Origin of the sequence: Janthinobacterium sp. AD80 (genome assembly GCF_002878455.1) — a bacterium.
In the GTDB taxonomy this organism is placed as follows: domain Bacteria; phylum Pseudomonadota; class Gammaproteobacteria; order Burkholderiales; family Burkholderiaceae_D; genus Janthinobacterium.
Window position 1 is genome coordinate 1 of the sequence record NZ_NRDQ01000021.1, and the last position, 17,307, is coordinate 17,307.

A 17,307-nucleotide genomic window follows, 5' to 3' on the forward strand; every position below is an offset into this window, starting at 1 on the left:
CTGCCTGCGCTGGCGCAGCAGGCCGCGCCGGCCATCCCTGCCGCCCCGGCCGCCGAGCAAACCATGCTTGGCGTGTCCGTCACGGCAGGGCGCGATGCGGCAACGGAAGGCAGCGGCTCCTACACCACGGGCGTGAGCAATACTGCAACCAAACTGAACATGTCGCTGCGCGAGACGCCGCAGTCGGTCAGCGTGCTGACGCGCCAGCAGATCGATGACCTGGGCATCACGACACTGGACGACGCCGTGCAGTCGATCACGGGGCTGGTCATGCAAAAGGGTAATTTCACGGGCGATTCGGGCAGTTTCAGCGCGCGCGGCTTCCCCGTCGATAACATCCTGCTCGACGGCTTGCCTACCAGCCTGGGCGCGAATGGCACTTTCAATGGCGACAATGACGACCTGGCCATCTACGACCGCATCGAAGTGGTGCGCGGCGCCACGGGCCTGACGACGGGGGCCGGCACACCGAGCGCGGCGATCAACCTGGTGCGCAAGCGCCCGACGGCTACGCCGCAAGCGTCATTTTCGGCCAGCGTGGGAAGCTGGAGCAACTACCGCCTGGAAGCCGATGCGGCCAACGCCCTCAATGCAGCGAAGACCCTGCGCGGGCGCATCGTCGTGACGGTGCAGGACAAGCAGGATTTTGTCGACGTGCTGCATGGCAGCAACCACCAGCTGTACGGCATCGTTGAAGCCGACCTGCGTCCCGACACCACCTTGACGGTGGGCGCGCACTACCGCAAGACGGATAACGACGGCGTCACGACGGGCGTGGTCACGGCCGCCGACGGCAGCTTCCTGAACTTGCCCCGTTCGACCTACCTGGGCACCGACTTCGACGAGTGGCGGCAGACGGACAAGACCATCTTCGCCGAACTGGAGCACCGCTTCGCCAACGGCTGGAAGGCCAAGCTGTCGGCCACGCGCAAGACGCCGGAGATCGACACCACGTTTTCCGGCATCAACCGCCGCGGCGACACCCTGCGCTTCAATTCGCAAAGCTACCGCGCCGAACTGGCCAACACCAGCTACGACGCGAATGCCAGCGGTAGCTACAGCCTGTTCGGCCGCCAGCACGAGCTGACCATCGGCGCCAGCCACCGCCGCTCGTCGAAAAACAGCTATGGCGGCTGGGCTCCTTACAGCTGGGGTGCGGTCGCGCCGGTGCTCGACCCGTTCAACTGGGACACGGGCAGCGTGGCGCGCCCCGCCATCAACTACGCGCAGTGGCGCACGGCCAGCATCACCGAGCAAAGCGGCGTGTATGCGGGCACGCGCATGCGCCTGGCCGAGCCGCTGTCACTGGTGCTGGGCGGACGCGTGAGCTGGTACAAGGACGATGCCGGCTATTCGGTGGCGCGTGAATTCACGCCTTACGCCGGTGTCGTGTATGACCTCGACAGGCAGCATTCCGTGTACGCCAGCTGGACCGAGATCTTCCAGCCGCAGGCGGCCACCGACGCCAATGCGCAGCCGTTGAAACCGATCAGCGGCACCAACTACGAAGCGGGCGTGAAGGGCGAATACTTTGGCGGCGCCCTCAATGCCAGCGCCGCCGTGTTCCAGATCCGCCAGCAAAACCGCGCTGTGGACGACCTGGCCGGCCCGAGTCCCTGCCCGGGCAGCACCTGGGGCTATTGCCAGCGCGCGTCGGGCGAAGTGCGCAGCGAAGGCGTGGAGCTGGAAGTGGCGGGCGCGCTGACGCCGAACTGGCAGCTGTCGGCCGGCTACACCTATGTAAAAGCGCAATTTACGCGCGACAGCGACCCGGCCAATATCGGCAAGGATTTCAACAGCCGCTATCCGCGCCAGCAGCTCAAGCTGGCCACCAACTACCGCCTGTCCGGCGCGGCGCAGGGCTGGCGCGTTGGCGCCTCGGTGTACGGGCAGGGCGCGACGGAGTCGAGCGACGGCACCTACCACCTGCGCCAGGGCCGCTACGCCATCCTGGGCCTGAACGCGGCCTGGCAGATCGACAGCCGCGCCGAGCTGCGCCTGAACCTCAACAATGCGCTGGACAAGCACTATTACCAGAGCATTTATTCCGATGTCTTCGGCAACCTGGTCGGCGCGCCGCGCAACCTGATGCTGACGTTGAACTACAAACTATAAATAATCACTTTTGAATGACCTATCTTGATGAAGGATGCAAGGCTTATGGATGTGCAGTTGAATCTGGGCCACGCCAGCCATGGCGTGAGCCAGCGTATGCCACAGGGAGCGCCGCGATGATGAAATCGGCCAACATGATGTTGTTCTCGCGCGTGCTCGCCGCCGTCTTTGGCGGCTATGCGCTGACGTCCGGCGTGGCCGTGCTGCTGGCGGCCGTGCTGCCGCTGTCGCGCGCCGAAGCCGTGCTGACGGCCACCCTGAGCGCCTTTGTCGTGTACACCTGCGCCGTCATCTGGGTCTTTGCCGTGCACGACCTGCGCCGCGCCTGGCTCGGCATGCTGCTGCCGGCCATCCTGTGCGGCGGCTTCGGCCTGCTGCTGTCGCGAGGTGCGGCATGAACGCCGTCAAGGTGGATAAAGTGGTGAAGACACCGCAGCAGGGCGGTTTGCGCCAGGCCATGGCCTGGCTGCACACGTGGAGCGGCCTGTGGATTTCCTGGCTGCTGTTCGCCATTTTCCTGACCGGCACCCTGGCCGTCTTCGACGATCCGATCAGCCACTGGATGACGCCCGAACACGCACTGGAAGAAGCGGCGCATGCGAACGATCCGCCGCAGCCGAAGGTCACGGACCGTGGCCGCCGCCTGGAGCTGGCGCTGGACTTCATGGCGAAAGAGCATCCGAAGGCGGACATGTGGGAAATCTGGCCCGTGCAGCGTCCTGGCCATGGCCTGTCGGCGTACTGGTTCCAGCCCAGCGGCGGTTATGGTTCGGCCGATCTCGATCCGCTGACGGGCGCCGTCGTCGAACATGCGCGCGAGGAAAATGCGCGCGAGACCATCGCCGGCCACCATTTCGTCGATTTCCACTACGAGCTGCATGCTGGCCGCATCGGCGTGTGGATCGTCGGCATCACCACCATGATCATGCTGGTGGCGCTGGTCAGCGGCGTCATCACGCACAAGCGCATCTTCAAGGACTTCTTCACCTTCCGCCCCGCCAAGGGCCAGCGTTCGTGGCTCGACGCGCATAACGCGGTGGCCGTGCTCACTTTACCGTTCCAGTTCATGATCGCCTACACGGGCCTGGCGTTCTTCAGCGACGACTATGTGCCGGCCCCGGTGGTGGCGCAATACGGCATGGACAATGCCAAGAAGGCCTTTTTGGCCGACTGGAACGACGTGGGCAAGCCTGGCAAAACTGGCCAGCCGCTGGCCATTCCCGCGCTGGAGCCGTTCGCGCAGCGCGCCGAACAGGCCATCGGCCAGGACATCCGCGCCGTGGTGCTGGACAACCCGAATGACGCCTCCATGCGCGTGTGCATGTACGGCTGGAATGAAGACACGGACACGATGGAGCGTCTCAGCGCCAACACGGGCCGGGCCTGCTATGCGCTGGCCACGGGCGAGCAGGTCGCCTTGCGCCTGCCCGGCGAGTCGGACACGGGCGGCGCCGGCCTGACGCGCTCCGTCATGTCGAACCTGCACATGGCCGGCTTCGGCGGCACGCCGATGCGCTGGCTGTACTTCTTCTGCGGCCTGGCCGGCACGGCCATGATGGGCACGGGCGCCATCCTGTTCATGGTCAAGCGGCGCCAGAAGTCCGGCGCCGAGTTTGGCGCCTGCACGCAGCGCGTGTACCGCGTCATCGCCTGCCTGAACGTGGCGGCGATTGCCGGCCTGTCCATCGCCTGCATCGGCTACCTGTGGGCGAATCGCCTGATTCCCGTCGGCATCGAGCACCGCGCCGGCTGGGAAGTGCGGGCCTTTTTCGGCGTGTGGTTTGTGATGCTGGTGCATGCCTGCCTGCGCGCGGAAAAGCGCGCGTGGATCGAACAACTGTGCCTGCTGGCCGCCCTGTGCCTGCTGCTGCCGGTGCTCAATGTCCTGAGCACGGGCGACAACCTGGTGGCGCAGTTCGTGCGCAGCGACTGGGAAAGCGCCGGCGTGGAATTGTGCAGCGTGGCCTTTGGCCTGCTGGCCGCCTGGGGCGCGCGGAAAGTCCACAAGCGCAATGAACAAACCCTGAAGAGGGCGGCCGGCAAGGAAAGCGCGGCGCCCTCGGCCAGCCTGCACGTCACCACGGAAGGACAGTCATGATCAATGCCATTCTTTGCGCGCTGGGTCTGTCGTATGCGGGCATGGCCAGCCTGTCATTGGCGATGGACCGCCATCATGGCCAGGTCTGGGGCACGGATGCGGCGCCGAACGTGCGGCGCACCTTGCAGCTGACCGGCGCGCTGTTGCTGGCGCTGGCCATCTGGCCCTGCGTTGCCGGCTGGAGCGCCAGCGTCGGCGTGGTCGCCTGGCTGGGCTTCCTATCGGCCGGCGCGCTGCTGGTGGCCCTGCTGCTGCCTTACGCACCGCGCTTGCTGTTTCGTAGTTCCCTGCTGGCAGCCGTCGCCGCGCTGGCAGGTCTTGTGACGTTCCTGCAGTAGTACCCACTGCATATTTCAAGGATAGACAGATGCACTTTTCACGCCTGGCGACATTGTTTGACGTTTTGACTTTCCTGAAGGCGGCTTCCTGATGGCGGCCCACCTGCATTCCCGCCGCGCCCGCATCCTGGGTGGCGTGGTCTTGCTGGCGCTGTTCGGCGCCGGCGCCTTGTGGGCCACGCGTGGTCCGACAACCGTGTTCGACACGGCTCCCGTCAAGCGCGGCGACATCGAGGCCAGCGTGACGGCCATCGGCACCCTGCAGCCGCAAACCTATGTGGACGTGGGCGCGCAGGTGTCGGGCCAGATCACGCGCCTGCACGTGCAGCCGGGCAGCGCCGTGGATAAAGGCCAGCTGCTGGCCGAGATCGACCCCAGCGTGCAGCAAGCCACCGTGGACGCGGGCCGCGCCGCGCTGGCGGGCTTGCGCGCGCAGCTGGCCGACCAGCAGGCGCAGCACCGCCTGGCGGGCCAGCAGCATGGCCGCCAGAAGCAGATGGCCAAGTTCGACTCGACGCCCTTGGCCGACCTGGAAACGGCGGAAGCCACCCTGGCCTCGGCCGCCGCCAAGATCGACCACCTGAAGGCGCAGATCGACCAGACCCAGGCCAGCCTGAAGGCGGACGAGGCGCGCCTTGGCTACACGCGCATTTATGCGCCGATGGCCGGCAAGGTGGTGGGCCTGGACGCAAAAGAGGGCCAGACCCTGAACGCCACCTACCAGACGCCGAACATCCTGCGCATCGCCGACCTGTCGGCCATGACGGTATGGACGGAAGTGTCGGAAGCGGACGTGCGCCGCGTGCGCCCGGACATGTCCGTGTACTTCACCACCCTGGGCGGCGACCAGCGGCGCTGGAGCGGCAAGGTGCGGCAAGTGCTGCCGGCGCCGCCGGTACCGGGCGGCACCAGCGCCGGCACGGCCCTGGCGCCGTCGTCCAGCAAGGTGATTTTATATACGGTGCTGTTCGACGTGGATAACGCGGACGGCGAACTGATGCCGCAGATGACGGCGCAAGTGGTGTTCGTCACGGCGGCCGCGAAAAACGTGCTGGCCGTGCCCCTGCCGGCACTGAAACCGTCGACGGAAGAAGGCGCCAAGCCGGGGCAGTTCACGGCCCGCGTGATGGATGCGGATGGCAAGGTCGATACGCGCGCCGTCACCGTGGGCGTGCGCAACCGCCTCAGCGCGGAAGTGCTGCAAGGCTTGCGCGAAGGCGAATTGCTGGTGACGGGCGAACAGCCGGCCGGCAGCGGCGCCAGCAGGTTCCAGCTGTGAGCGCCATGAGCGAGGCCAGGTCGCTGGGGCAAGCCGGCGATGCTGGCCAGCCGGCGCCCCTGATCGAGCTTGCAGGCATCCGCAAGCGCTACGGCGGCCATGACGGCGCGCCGGCCGTGGAAGTGCTGCGCGGCGTGACCCTGTCGATTGGCGCCGGCGAATTCGTCGCCATCGTGGGGGCGTCCGGTTCCGGCAAATCGACCCTCATGCATCTGCTGGGCTGCCTGGACCGCCCCAGCGACGGCACTTACCGCTTTGCCGGCCAGGACGTGGCCAGCCTGAATCCCGATGAACTGGCCTGGCTGCGGCGCGAAGCGTTCGGCTTCGTCTTCCAGGGGTATCACCTGATCGCCACGGAATCGGCGCGCGAAAACGTGGAAGTGCCGGCCCTGTACGCGGGCATGCCGGCGGCGGCCCGCCATGCGCGTTCCGCAGCGCTGCTCAAGCGCCTGGGCCTGGGCGAGCGGCTTGACCACCGGCCGAACCAGTTGTCGGGCGGGCAGCAGCAGCGCGTGTCGATCGCGCGCGCGCTGATGAATGGCGGGCGCATCATCCTCGCCGATGAACCGACGGGCGCGTTAGATAGCAGCAGCGGCGCCGAAGTCATGGCCCTGCTGGGCGAACTGGCCGACGCCGGCCACACCATCATCCTGATCACGCATGACCGCAAGGTGGCGGCCCAGGCGCGCCGCGTGATCGAGATCAGCGATGGCCAGATCGTCGAAGACTCGGGCGCCATCGCCATTCCCGCCACGTCGACGGCCCTGCCGCCGCTGGACATGGCGCGCGCCGCCCATGACACGGGGGCGTCGCTGGGCACGGAATTGCTCGACGCGGCGCGCGCCGCCTGGCGCGTGCTGTGGATCAACCGCTTCCGCACGGGCCTGACCCTGCTGGGCATCATCATCGGCGTCGCCTCCGTGATCGTCATGCTGGCCATCGGCCTGGGCACGCGCCAGCAGGTGATGGCGCAACTGGGCGCCTTCGGCTCGAACCTGCTGTACATGGCGTCGCGCGGCGAAAGCTCGCGCATTCCCGGGCGCAGCATCACCCTGGCCGATCTCGATGCGCTCAAGGACGTGCCGGGTATTTCCCACGTGCTGCCTAACGTCACGGGCAACAAGGTGATACGCCATGGCAACCTCGACGTGCAGACCTATGTGCGCGGCACGGGGCCGGCCCTGCCGCAGATCCAGACCTGGCCGGTGGCCAAGGGCGGCTTCTTTACCGAGGAAGACGAGCGCGAGATGGCCACCGTGGCCGTGCTGGGCGCGCACCTGGCGGAAAAACTGATGCCCGACGTGCCCAATCCCGTCGGGCAGAATATCCTGATTGGCAACGTGCCGTTCCAGGTGATCGGCGTGATGAGCGCGAAGGGGGCGCTGACGGGCGAGAAGGATGAAGACGACGTGCTGCTGCTGCCGTTTTCCACAGCCGGCATTCGCGTTTTCGGCCAGCGCGAGCCGACCTACACCGTCATGGCGGTGGCTGACGTCAAGCGCGTGACGGAAGTGGAGGCGGCCGTCGATGCCACCATGTTCGAGCGCCACCGCATCCGCGACTACGGCATCAGCAACGCGGCCGCGTCCATCGCCGCCGAAGCCAAGACCCAGGACAACATGACCATCATGCTCAGCCTGATCGCCGCCGTTTCCCTGGTGGTGGGCGGCATCGGCGTCATGAACGTGATGCTGATGACGGTGCGCGAGCGCACGCGTGAAATCGGCATCCGCATGGCGACGGGCGCGCGCCGGCGCGACATCCTGCGCCAGTTCCTCACCGAAGCCGTGCTGGTGTCGGTGGTGGGCGGCGTGGCCGGCATCGTGGTCGGCGTGACGGTGGCCGGCCTGCTGCTGGTGTGGGACGTGCCCGTGATCTTTTCGCTCAGCGCCATCGCCGGCGCCTTTGGCTGCGCCGTGGTGACGGGACTGGTGTTTGGCTTCATGCCGGCGCGCAAGGCATCGGGGCTCGACCCTGTGGTGGCGCTGGCTGGCCAGTAAGGTCGGCTGTTGTAAAAACGCCGGCGCAGTGCCAGCCATCGCGGCCAGGCATTGCGCCGGCGTTGTTGTTTCGGCTAAAATGAGAATAATTCTTATTTGCATTGGTGCTAGGCGCCTGACAGAAAGGATGCCATGCCGGCCGCCGACTTCGCCCTACAGCAAGACCACTCCTCTCCCATGCCCGCCGCCCAGGCGCTGTACCAGCAGCACCACGGCTGGCTGTATGGCTGGTTGCGCTACAAGCTGGGCAATGCCGCCGACGCGGCCGACCTGGCACACGACACCTTCATCCGCATTCTGGCGGGGCGCGACATCGCCGCCATCAGCCAGCCGCGCGCCTACCTGACAACGGTGGCGCGCGGCATCCTCATCAACTGGTACCAGCGCCAGGCGCTCGAACGCGCCTATCTGGACGCCATCGCCCTGCTGCCCGAAGCGCAAGCGCCGTCGTGCGAAGCACAGTATCTGATTCTGGAAACCCTGCACCAGGTCGATGCCATGCTCGACGCCTTGCCGGCCGTGGTGCGGCGCGCTTTCCTGCTGTCGCAGCTGGAAGGCCTCACGTATGACGCCATCGCCGTGCGGCTCGACATCTCGCTGGCCAGCGTGAAACGCTATATGAAGCAGGCCTTCCTGGCCTGCCTGCAACTGGAAGAATAGGGTGGCCGCAGCGGAAAAAGACGGGCGCATCGATCCGCTCGTCCTGGAGCAGGCGGCCGACTGGCTGATGCAGCTGCACGCGGGCGCCGCCAGCACGCAGCTGCGGTGTGAATGCGAACGCTGGCGCGCCAGCGACCCGGAACATGCGCGCGCCTGGCGCCGCGCCGAAGCGCTGCTGGGCAAACTGGGCGGTTTGCCACCGGAGCTTGCCATGCCGGCGCTGGACCGGTCCCGTTCATCGGACCGGACCTCCGCGCGCCGCGCCGCGCTGCTGAAACTGGCCGCCTTGCTGGCCGTGGTGCCCGGCGCCTGGCTGCTGGCCGAACGGCAGGGCTGGCGCCATGACTACCAGACGGCGACGGGCGAGCGGCGTAACATCGAACTGGCCGACGGCAGCCGCATCAGCCTCAATACGGCCACCACCCTGGACGTGCAGTTCGATGGCGCACAGCGTCTGCTGACCCTGCGGCGCGGTGAAATCGCCGTACATACCGCCTCCGATGCGCAGCGCCGGCCCTTCTTCGTCGCCACGGCCGAAGGCAGGCTCGAAGCGCTGGGCACGGTGTTTTCCGTGCGCCAGGAAGCGGGCCGGACGATGCTGGCCGTGCGGGAAAGCCGCGTGCGGGTGCAGGCGCGCAGCGGTGCGCAGCACCTCATTGCGGCGGGTTCGCAGGTGGCCTTCACGGCGGCGGCCATCGGCGAACCGCGAGCGCTGGCTGCCGGAGCGCTGGCTTGGCAGCGCGGCATGCTGCTGGCCGACGCCATGCGCCTGCACGACTTCGCGCTGGAACTGGGCCGCTACCGGCCCGGCATCGTGCGCTGCGATCCCCGCGTCGCCGATGTGCGCGTCTCGGGCGCCTTCCCCATCACGGACACGGATGCGGCGCTGGTGATGCTGGTGTCGACCTATCCCGTGGTGGCGCGCACGCGGCTTGGCGGGTATTGGCTCACCCTGGATGCGCCTGAATAAATAGTTGAAGAAACCTGACACTTTTGTCGCGCCGGGCTGGCAAGGGGAGGAATACCGCCCAATCAAAGGAAACGTCATGCCCGCTGCTCCCCTCCGCTCCATCGTCTTTCTCTCTGTCCACCTGGCCGTGCTGGCCATGGCCGCACCCGCCCATGCGGCGTCGCTCGATACGCCCGCCGCGCGCAGCATCGTACTGCCGGCCGGCCCGCTGGGCCGCAACCTGTCCACCGTCGCCGTTGACGCGGGGATCGCCCTGTCCTTCGATCCCGCGCTGACGGCGGGCTTGAACAGTCCCGCGCTGAGCGGCAGCCATACGCCGCGCGCAGCGCTCGCCCTCCTGCTGGCCGGCAGCGGGCTGGAAGTCGTCGGCCGCAGCGACGGCAGCTATACCTTGCAAAAAGTGGCGCCCGCCGCACCTGCCGCTGCCGCTGCCAGCACTCCTGGCGAGCAAACCCTGGCCGCGATCCGCGTGCGCGCGCGCCGCGCCGCCGATGGCAGCACGGAAGGCACGGGCTCGTACACCAGCCGCGTCACCAGCATCGCCTCGAAGACGGATCAGTCCTTCCGCGAGATTCCCCAGTCGGTGTCCGTCATCACGCGCCAGCAGCTCGATGATCAGGACGTCAAGGATATCGGCGGCGCCATGGCGTTGGCGCCAGGTATCACGTCCAAGCGCGTGAATGGCCACGCCTACAATTTTTATTCGCGCGGCTTCCAGATCGACAGCATGCAGATCGATGGCGGCGCGCCTTTTAATATTGGCAGCTACACCGCCACGGCGATCCAGGACATGGCGATGTACGACAGGGTCGAGGTGATGCGCGGCGCATCCGGCTTGCTGTCCGGTGCCGGCGATCCGGGCGGCGTCATCAACTTGGCGCGCAAGAAACCACTGGAACACCGGCAACTGACGGCCGGCCTGTCGGCGGGCAGTTGGAGCAATTATCGCGCCGACATCGACGCTACCGGCCCGCTCGCCTATGACGGCCGGCTGCGCGGGCGTGTCGTGGCGATGTATGAAAATGATGGTTCCTTCATGCGTCATTTCCGCACGGAAAAGGCGCTCGTGTACGGCGTGCTGGAAGCGGACTTGCCCACGGGATCGCTGTTGACCGTTGGCGGTTCGCACGCCAAGCGCGATACGACGGGCAGCGGTTCCGGCTTGCCCCGCTATGCGGACGGCGCCGATGTACACTTGCCGCGCTCGACCAACCTGAGCCAGCCCTGGGGCTACGTCGACAATGAGGTCACGGAACTGTTTGCCCAGCTCGAACACCGCTTTGTCTCTGGCTGGAAGCTGAAATTGAATGCCAGCCATGTCGAGCAGAGCGCCAGGGGACGCGGCACGTTTACCACGGGTGCGGTGGAGCCGGGCGGCAGCGGCGGCGTCGTGTGGGCCGGTACGCGCAACACTGCCTGGAATCACCAGAATGTGCTGGACCTGAACTTGACGGGCAACTTCAAGTTGCTGGGACGCACGCATGAGTTGCTGCTGGGCGCGGACCGGCAAAAAGTGACGAGCTACTGGGATTCGGCCCGGCAGACGGGGGCGGGCAGTACGCCGGCCAATCCCTTCGATCCCGATGCCACGCCGTGGGCGGGGGGCGACAATGGTACTGTCTGGTACCGTTTCCATCCCTGGGAGCAGGAACAGTATGGCGCTTATGGCACCGTGCGCCTGCACCCCAGCGAGCAGCTGCATGTGGTGCTGGGTGCGCGCCTGGCCCGTTACAAGTTCAAGCAATATGTGTCATCCCTCGATGGCGACACGGGTGTGTGGTCGCCCGATTCGGACAGCCGCTTCAGCGAGCCGACCAAGCTGACGCCGTATGGCGGCATCATCTATGACCTGAACGGGCAGTGGTCGGCGTATGCCAGCTATTCGGCCATCTTCAAGCCGCAGGCGCTGTACAAGGCGGGACCGGTGCCGGGCACCTCGCTCAAGCCCATCACGGGCAAGAGCTATGAAGGCGGCTTCAAGGGCGAGCTGCTCGACGGCCGCCTGAATGCCACCTTCAGCCTGTTCCATGTCGAACGCAGCGGCGAGGCCGTGCTCGATCCCGGCTATCCTGAAGAAACCGATCTGTATGCGGGCAATTGCTGCTATCTGCCGCAGGGCAAGGTGACTAGCCGCGGCGTGGATATGGAAGTGGGCGGCGAACTCCTGCCTGGCTTGCAGGCCGCCGCCGGCTATACCTTTAATCACAGCAAGAATGACAGCACGGGCTTGCCTTTCAGCAGCATCACGCCCAAGCATCTGTTCAAGCTGTCCACGGCGTATACCTTGCCTGGCGCGTGGTCGGCCTGGAAGGTGGGCGGCAATGTCGCCATCCAGAGCGCCAACTATACGAGCGGCACGGTGGTCACGCGCGATGGCGCGGAGCAGGACTTCCAGTTTACGCAGGGTGGCTATGCGGTCTGGAGCGCGCTGGCGCAGTACCGCATCGATCCCCGCTGGTCGCTGGCCCTGAACGTGAATAATCTCTTTGACAAGCGTTACTATGAAAAGACGGGTTATACGGGCGGCGGCAACTGGTACGGTGCGCCGCGCAATGCCAGCCTGACGTTGCGCGCCACGTTTTAAACAGGCGGGGCCAGTCCAGGGCAAAAAAAAATGTTGCCCTGGCTCTAACACACGGTACTATCTCCCCATAATAAAAGCAGTGTTTCGCGTGCCCTTGCGGGCACACACCAACCACCACAGGAGAACCCGATGCAGAAAAAATCAACCTTGAACAATGTGGGCTTGAAAAGCGGTATCGCCGCCGCCCTCATGCTGGCGTTTGGCCTGGGCGCCGTGCAGGCGCAGGCGCAGGAAGTCGTGCGCCTGGGCAATCTGAAATTCGCCCATTACGGCGCCGTGTCGTACATCAAGGAAATCGCGCCCAAGTGCGGCATCAAGGTCGAAGAGCATATCTTCGCCAAGGGACTCGACGTGATGCAGGCGATCATCGCGGGCGAACTGGACGTGGGCGCGACGGCATCCGAGGCGGCCATTTCCGGCCGTGCCGGCGGCGCGCCCATCTACGTGGTGGCCGGCTTTGCCAAGGGCGGCGCGCGCCTGGTGGCGGGCGCGGGACAAAAGATCAGCAGCGTCAAGGAGTTGAAGGGCAAGCGCGTGGGCGTGACGCGCGGCGGCATCCAGGAAGTGCTGCTGCTGGCCGAGCTGTCGCAGGCGGGCCTGACGTATGCCGAAACCAAGGGCAAGGACGTGCAGCTGGTGTTTCTTGCCTACGCCGACCTGAACCAGGCGCTGATGGGCAAGAATATCGACGCCATGATGCAGTCGGAGCCGCAATCGTCGCAAGCCATCAACAAGGGCTTTGGCACGGAAGTCATCAAGCCGTACGACACGCCGATCGGCGAACCCGTGCGCACCATGGTGATGACGGAGAAGTTCTACAAGGAACGCCGTCCCGTGGCGGAAAAATTCATGCGCTGCTTCGTCGAAGCCACCAAGACCTTTATCGACAACAAGGCGACGGCGGAAAAATACGTGCGCGAAGTGATCTTCCGCGGCCAGATCACCAAGGATGACTTCGACGATGCGATCAGCAATTCGCCGTATTCATATGACATCACGCCCGAGCACATCCAGATCACCACCGATGTGATGGTGAAAACGGGCGTGGGACGCATGACCAAGCCGCCCGTGGCCAAGGACTGGGTCAAGACGGACTTGCTGGAGCAGGCGAAAAAGAGCCTGAACGTGAAGTAAATCAGCCAGCCGTTAAAAAAAACCTCCGCGCCAGTGATGGCGCGGAGGTTTTTTCATTGGCGCGGCGCGTGGAGCCTAGCGCGCGTTAAAGCCCATCCAGCCCTTCTCCGTCTGCCGGAAGCTCAGGGTGTAGATGCGCGTCAGTTCATCGCCTTTCTTGAGTTGGCGATTGATGATGGCGCCGTAATTGTCCAGCACGATCTGGTCCGCCCATTGCAGCAGGTTGTCGAAGCGCTCGGCCGTCATGGCTGCCTGGCGCGCCAGCAGCGGTGCGGGAATCGCCTGCTTTTCTTGTTGCTGCGCCCAGAAGTCGCGGAAGGCCTTGTTTTCGCCGCCCATGCCGCGCGCCATCAGGCCCAGCCCCATGCTCATGCCCACGGAGCTGTCCGTCTTGGCTTGCGTTTCCAGCTTGTCGGCCACGTCGGCCAGCAATTCCAGGTAGCCCACCTTGGCGCGCAGGATGGCCGAGGCCTTGATTTCATACTGTTCGTTTTCTTTCCAGCCATTCAGCTTTTCCAGCTTCGCGATCTCAAAGTAATCCTTGTACAGGTCATAGCTTTGGATAGACGTGCGGAAATATTCCTCGTAGGTGGACTGGGACGGTGCGTCTTTCATGCAGCCGCTTAATACGGTGCAGGCGGCCAGCAGGAGGAAAGTCCAGGAAAATTTTTTGAAAGAGAACATGGTCAAGGAGAGTGGTGAAAGGAAGTAACGGTAGTTGAAAGTTGCTCTGTGGATATAATTATAGGACTGGCTAATCAAGATGGCAACATCGCCGGCGCATGCGGTCCGCCAGCCCGGGAAAGATTGGCAAAATCTTGAGGGCACGCCACCCTGTCACGCCTCAGGCGCGATATCATGGCAGGCTGGCGGTGATCGGCTGGCGGCGTCGTGCCTGCCGCCCGGGCTGCCGCTTGAATCGCGCTTGCCGGCTATGGTGTAAACTTAAAACATGCAGACTTATTTCTTTCTCGTCGCCGCGCTCTTGTATACAGTGTGCGCGGTGCTCCCCTTGTCCCGTGGCCGGCTCATTGCCGGGCTGACCGGTGCCGCATGGCTGGCGCATGCCGCCACCCTGTGGTTCGACCTGATGGCGCCAGGCACCTTGCGCTTCGGCTTTTCGGCCATGCTGTCGGCCGCGCTATGGGTGTCGGTCGGCGCGTACTGGATCGAGAACCGCAATTTCAGCCTCGATGGCTTGCGCCGCATGGTCATGCCCAGCGCCGTCATCGCCATCGGCCTGGCCTGGGCCTTTCCCGGCAGCCAGGTCAGCATGGAAGGCAAGTCGGCCGTCTTCGGCTGGCATATCGCCGTGGCAGTGCTTGCCTATAGCACCCTGACGATCGCCGCTTTCCACGCCGTGCTGATGGCGCTGCAGGAATCGCGCCTGCATACGCGCAGCGAAAGCCGCGGCTTCATCGGCACCGCGCTGGACCAGCTGCCGGCCCTGCTGACGATGGAAAAGTTATTGTTCCGCATGATTGGCCTGGGCTTCATTCTGCTCAGCCTGACCGTGCTGTCGGGCATCGTCTTTTCCGAACAGCTGTTTGGCAAGGCGCTGAACTGGGATCACAAGTCCGTGTTTACCATGCTGTCGTGGCTGCTGTTCGCCTCGCTGCTGGCCGGACGCCGCTTTCGCGGCTGGCGCGGCAAGACGGCCCTGAGCTTCACCCTGGCCGGTTTCGCTACCTTGCTGCTGGCCTATGTCGGCAGCCGTTTTGTACTTGAAGTGGTTTTACACCGAGGATTCGCATGACACGTGTTTTGTTTTGGCTGGCGCTGGTCTTCCTGGTGCTGTTTGCGATCCGCAGCAAGATCCGGGGCATGCAGCAGCGCGCCCGCGCGCAACAGCAGCAGCGGCCAAACCCGTTTACGCCGCCGGCGCGGCCGCAGGAATTGCCTGACGCCGAGCTGATGCTGTGCTGCGCCCATTGCGGCGTGTATTACCCGGCCTCCGAAAACGTGCAGGCCAAGGGCCACGATTACTGCAGCCACGCGCACGCCACCTTGTAAGCGGCGTGCCCAGCGGCATCGCTGATCCGGCGTTGCTTGTCCCGCATTGCTCAGCCGTATCGTAACGTCCCCCGCCGTCCGCCAGGCGTAGCATCTGCAGGAAGCGCCGCATCGCGCTTTCGCAGAAAGGCTCGCCGCCATGCCCAGCCACAGCTTCAGCCACAGTGCCAGTGCCAGCGCCAGTGCCAGTGCCAGTGCCAGTGCACCCAGCCTGGCCATTGCCGAGAAGAGGACGACCGGCGCCCTGCCGTTCGCGCCGCCCCTGGTCGGTGACTCGGCCGTCATGCAGGCGCTGCGCGCGCAGATCGGCCGTATCGCCCGTTGCGCCGCACCCGTCGCCATCCGTGGTGAATCGGGCAGCGGCAAGGAGCTGGTGGCGCGCGCCATCCATGCGCAGGGCGCGCGGGCCGCTTGCCCGTTTATCGCCGTCAATTGCGGCGCCATCCCTGAAGCGCTGATGGAAGCGGAATTCTTCGGCTGCCGTCCGGGCGCCTATACGGGCGCCGCGCACGAACGGCAGGGCCTGTTCCAGGCGGCCCATGGCGGCAGCCTGCTGCTCGATGAAGTGGACGACTTGCCACTGTCGATGCAGGTCAAGCTCTTGCGCGTGCTGCAGGAGCGCCGCGTGCGCAAGCTGGGCGGCAGCCGGGATGAGGCCGTCGATGTGCGCATCCTGTGCGCCAGCCAGCAGGGCCTGGCGCGCGGCGTGGCGGCCGGTACCTTCCGCCAGGACCTGTTTTACCGGCTCAATGTGATCGAGCTGGCCGTGCCGGCCTTGCGTGAACGGCTGGCCGATCTGGGAGTATTATGTGAGGCAATTCTGGCGCCGCGCCAGGTGGCGGGCCTGGCGCCCGCCGTGCTGGCGGCGCTGGGCGCGTATGCGTTTCCGGGCAATGTGCGCGAACTGGAAAACGTGCTGGAGCGGGCGCTGGCCTTTGCCGACGGCGGCGTGATCAGCGTCGATGGCCTGGGGTTGCCGGGGGAGGGCGCCGGATTGGCGCCGGTGCTGCCCCTGCGCGCCAGCGCGCCCGGGGCGGAGCGGCAATTGTCCCTGCCGGGCATGCAGGTGCATGGCGAAGCGGCGGCGATGCCACTAGCATTGTATTTGCGTCAAGCCGAGCGCGACATGATCGTGCTGGCACTGGCGCAGGCGCGCTACCACCGCGCGCGGGCGGCGCGGCAACTGGGCATCAGCGTGCGCCAGTTGCGTTACAAAATGCAAAAGTTGACGATACAGGAACCGCGACCTTGATGATGGCATGGACGATAGATGAAGATGGCTGGTGCGATGGCGCCGTGCGCTACGAATCGCCGTACTGCGATGCCCGCCCGGAAGGCGCGCTTGTCGATTTGCTGGTGATCCATAACATCAGTTTGCCCGGCGGAAGCTTTGGCGGGCCGCATGTGTCGGACTTGTTTACCGGCCGGGTAGACTATAATGCCGATCCTTCTTTTGCCGACCTGCGTGGTTTGCAGGTGTCGGCGCACTTTTTTGTGCGGCGCGATGGTGCGCTGTTGCAATATGTTTCGGCTGACCAGCGTGCCTGGCATGCCGGCACGTCCTCGTTTCAGGGACGCCCGCAGTGCAATGGATATTCCATCGGTATCGAAATGGAAGGCTCGGACCACGTGGCGTTCCAGCCGCGGCAGTATCGCGTGCTGGCCGCACTGACGGCGGCGCTGGCGGCGCGCTACGGACTGGCCGAAGTGCGCGGCCATGAGCATATCGCGCCGGGAAGGAAGACGGATCCGGGGCCCTTTTTTGACTGGAATTTATACCAGGAAATATGGCTGGAAAGTCAACGCGAGCGGGCGGCGTTAGCGCTTACTACGCGGGTGTTGGGCTTTCCATCCATGCCCTGAAAAGTCAACCGAAATCGTATAAGAAAAGACAAAAAATTACGCGGACGGATGCCGGAAAACTATTGCATCGCCTTTCGATGGGCACTACAATTAGTGCAGAAATTGAACTTAGCGACTATATGTAGTGCCATCACAGACGTTTCCAGAATTATTATCAAAGCCACCCTACTTGCTGATATGGCAATGAGAACTGGCGGTTTATCACCCTTGATCGTGTTTCGCGCCAGCCGGGCAGTGATGGTTGGCGGCATCA

General features: G+C 65.0%; 15 protein-coding genes. 14 read left to right on the top strand and 1 reads right to left on the bottom strand.

The features are described 5' to 3' along the window. The 10 genes from JaAD80_RS05460 to JaAD80_RS05505 form a co-directional block, all read left to right on the top strand. On the top strand, positions 1 to 2,115 hold a 2,115-nt coding region (locus JaAD80_RS05460; protein ID WP_102293250.1), incomplete at its 5' end, for a TonB-dependent siderophore receptor. A gap of 116 nt (positions 2,116 to 2,231) precedes the next feature. Continuing rightward, positions 2,232 to 2,513, top strand: coding sequence for a hypothetical protein (locus tag JaAD80_RS05465; protein ID WP_102293251.1), 282 nt, complete (start codon positions 2,232 to 2,234; stop codon positions 2,511 to 2,513). Beyond that, on the top strand, positions 2,510 to 4,213 hold the full coding sequence (locus tag JaAD80_RS05470; protein ID WP_180979315.1) for a PepSY domain-containing protein: 1,704 nt from the start codon (positions 2,510 to 2,512) through the stop codon (positions 4,211 to 4,213). The genes JaAD80_RS05465 and JaAD80_RS05470 overlap by 4 nt, the downstream gene beginning before the upstream one ends. Next, positions 4,210 to 4,551, top strand: coding sequence for a DUF3325 domain-containing protein (locus tag JaAD80_RS05475; protein WP_102293252.1), 342 nt, complete (start codon positions 4,210 to 4,212; stop codon positions 4,549 to 4,551). Before JaAD80_RS05470 ends, JaAD80_RS05475 begins: the two co-directional genes overlap by 4 nt. 91 nt (positions 4,552 to 4,642) lie before the next feature. Next, complete coding sequence (locus tag JaAD80_RS05480) at positions 4,643 to 5,830, top strand: efflux RND transporter periplasmic adaptor subunit (RefSeq protein ID WP_102293253.1); 1,188 nt, start codon at positions 4,643 to 4,645, stop codon at positions 5,828 to 5,830. A 5-nt stretch (positions 5,831 to 5,835) separates the two neighbouring features. Beyond that, entirely contained in the window at positions 5,836 to 7,830 is a 1,995-nt protein-coding gene (locus tag JaAD80_RS05485; RefSeq protein WP_102293254.1) for a MacB family efflux pump subunit, read from the top strand. A gap of 132 nt (positions 7,831 to 7,962) precedes the next feature. Continuing rightward, positions 7,963 to 8,490 carry a sigma-70 family RNA polymerase sigma factor gene (locus JaAD80_RS05490; protein WP_102293255.1) on the top strand — a complete coding sequence of 176 codons (528 nt, stop codon included), beginning with the start codon at positions 7,963 to 7,965 and terminating at the stop codon, positions 8,488 to 8,490. A gap of 1 nt (position 8,491) precedes the next feature. Continuing rightward, complete coding sequence (locus tag JaAD80_RS05495) at positions 8,492 to 9,460, top strand: FecR domain-containing protein (RefSeq protein ID WP_258002819.1); 969 nt, start codon at positions 8,492 to 8,494, stop codon at positions 9,458 to 9,460. A gap of 76 nt (positions 9,461 to 9,536) precedes the next feature. After that, complete coding sequence (locus tag JaAD80_RS05500; protein ID WP_102293256.1) at positions 9,537 to 12,044, top strand: TonB-dependent receptor; 2,508 nt, start codon at positions 9,537 to 9,539, stop codon at positions 12,042 to 12,044. Between the two features lie 129 nt (positions 12,045 to 12,173). Then, positions 12,174 to 13,178, top strand: coding sequence for an ABC transporter substrate-binding protein (locus JaAD80_RS05505; protein ID WP_374755228.1), 1,005 nt, complete (start codon positions 12,174 to 12,176; stop codon positions 13,176 to 13,178). A 75-nt stretch (positions 13,179 to 13,253) separates the two neighbouring features. Here the strand turns inward: JaAD80_RS05505 and JaAD80_RS05510 are convergent, their stop codons facing one another. Further along, on the bottom strand, positions 13,254 to 13,793 hold the full coding sequence (locus JaAD80_RS05510) for a hypothetical protein (protein WP_146012263.1): 540 nt from the start codon (positions 13,791 to 13,793) through the stop codon (positions 13,254 to 13,256). A 337-nt stretch (positions 13,794 to 14,130) separates the two neighbouring features. On the opposite strand from JaAD80_RS05510, the gene JaAD80_RS05515 reads away from it, so the two are divergent. From JaAD80_RS05515 to ampD, 4 genes are all read left to right on the top strand, one after another. Then, a complete protein-coding gene (locus JaAD80_RS05515; RefSeq protein WP_102293258.1) occupies positions 14,131 to 14,934 on the top strand; it encodes an inner membrane protein YpjD in 804 nt (267 codons plus the stop codon). Next, positions 14,931 to 15,191 carry a PP0621 family protein gene (locus JaAD80_RS05520; protein ID WP_102293259.1) on the top strand — a complete coding sequence of 87 codons (261 nt, stop codon included), beginning with the start codon at positions 14,931 to 14,933 and terminating at the stop codon, positions 15,189 to 15,191. The genes JaAD80_RS05515 and JaAD80_RS05520 overlap by 4 nt, the downstream gene beginning before the upstream one ends. Before the next feature lie 139 nt (positions 15,192 to 15,330). Next, positions 15,331 to 16,443 carry a sigma 54-interacting transcriptional regulator gene (locus tag JaAD80_RS05525; RefSeq protein WP_102293260.1) on the top strand — a complete coding sequence of 371 codons (1,113 nt, stop codon included), beginning with the start codon at positions 15,331 to 15,333 and terminating at the stop codon, positions 16,441 to 16,443. Then, positions 16,443 to 17,054, top strand: coding sequence for a 1,6-anhydro-N-acetylmuramyl-L-alanine amidase AmpD (ampD, locus tag JaAD80_RS05530; RefSeq protein WP_102293261.1), 612 nt, complete (start codon positions 16,443 to 16,445; stop codon positions 17,052 to 17,054). The genes JaAD80_RS05525 and ampD overlap by 1 nt, the downstream gene beginning before the upstream one ends. Positions 17,055 to 17,307 lie beyond the last annotated feature (253 nt).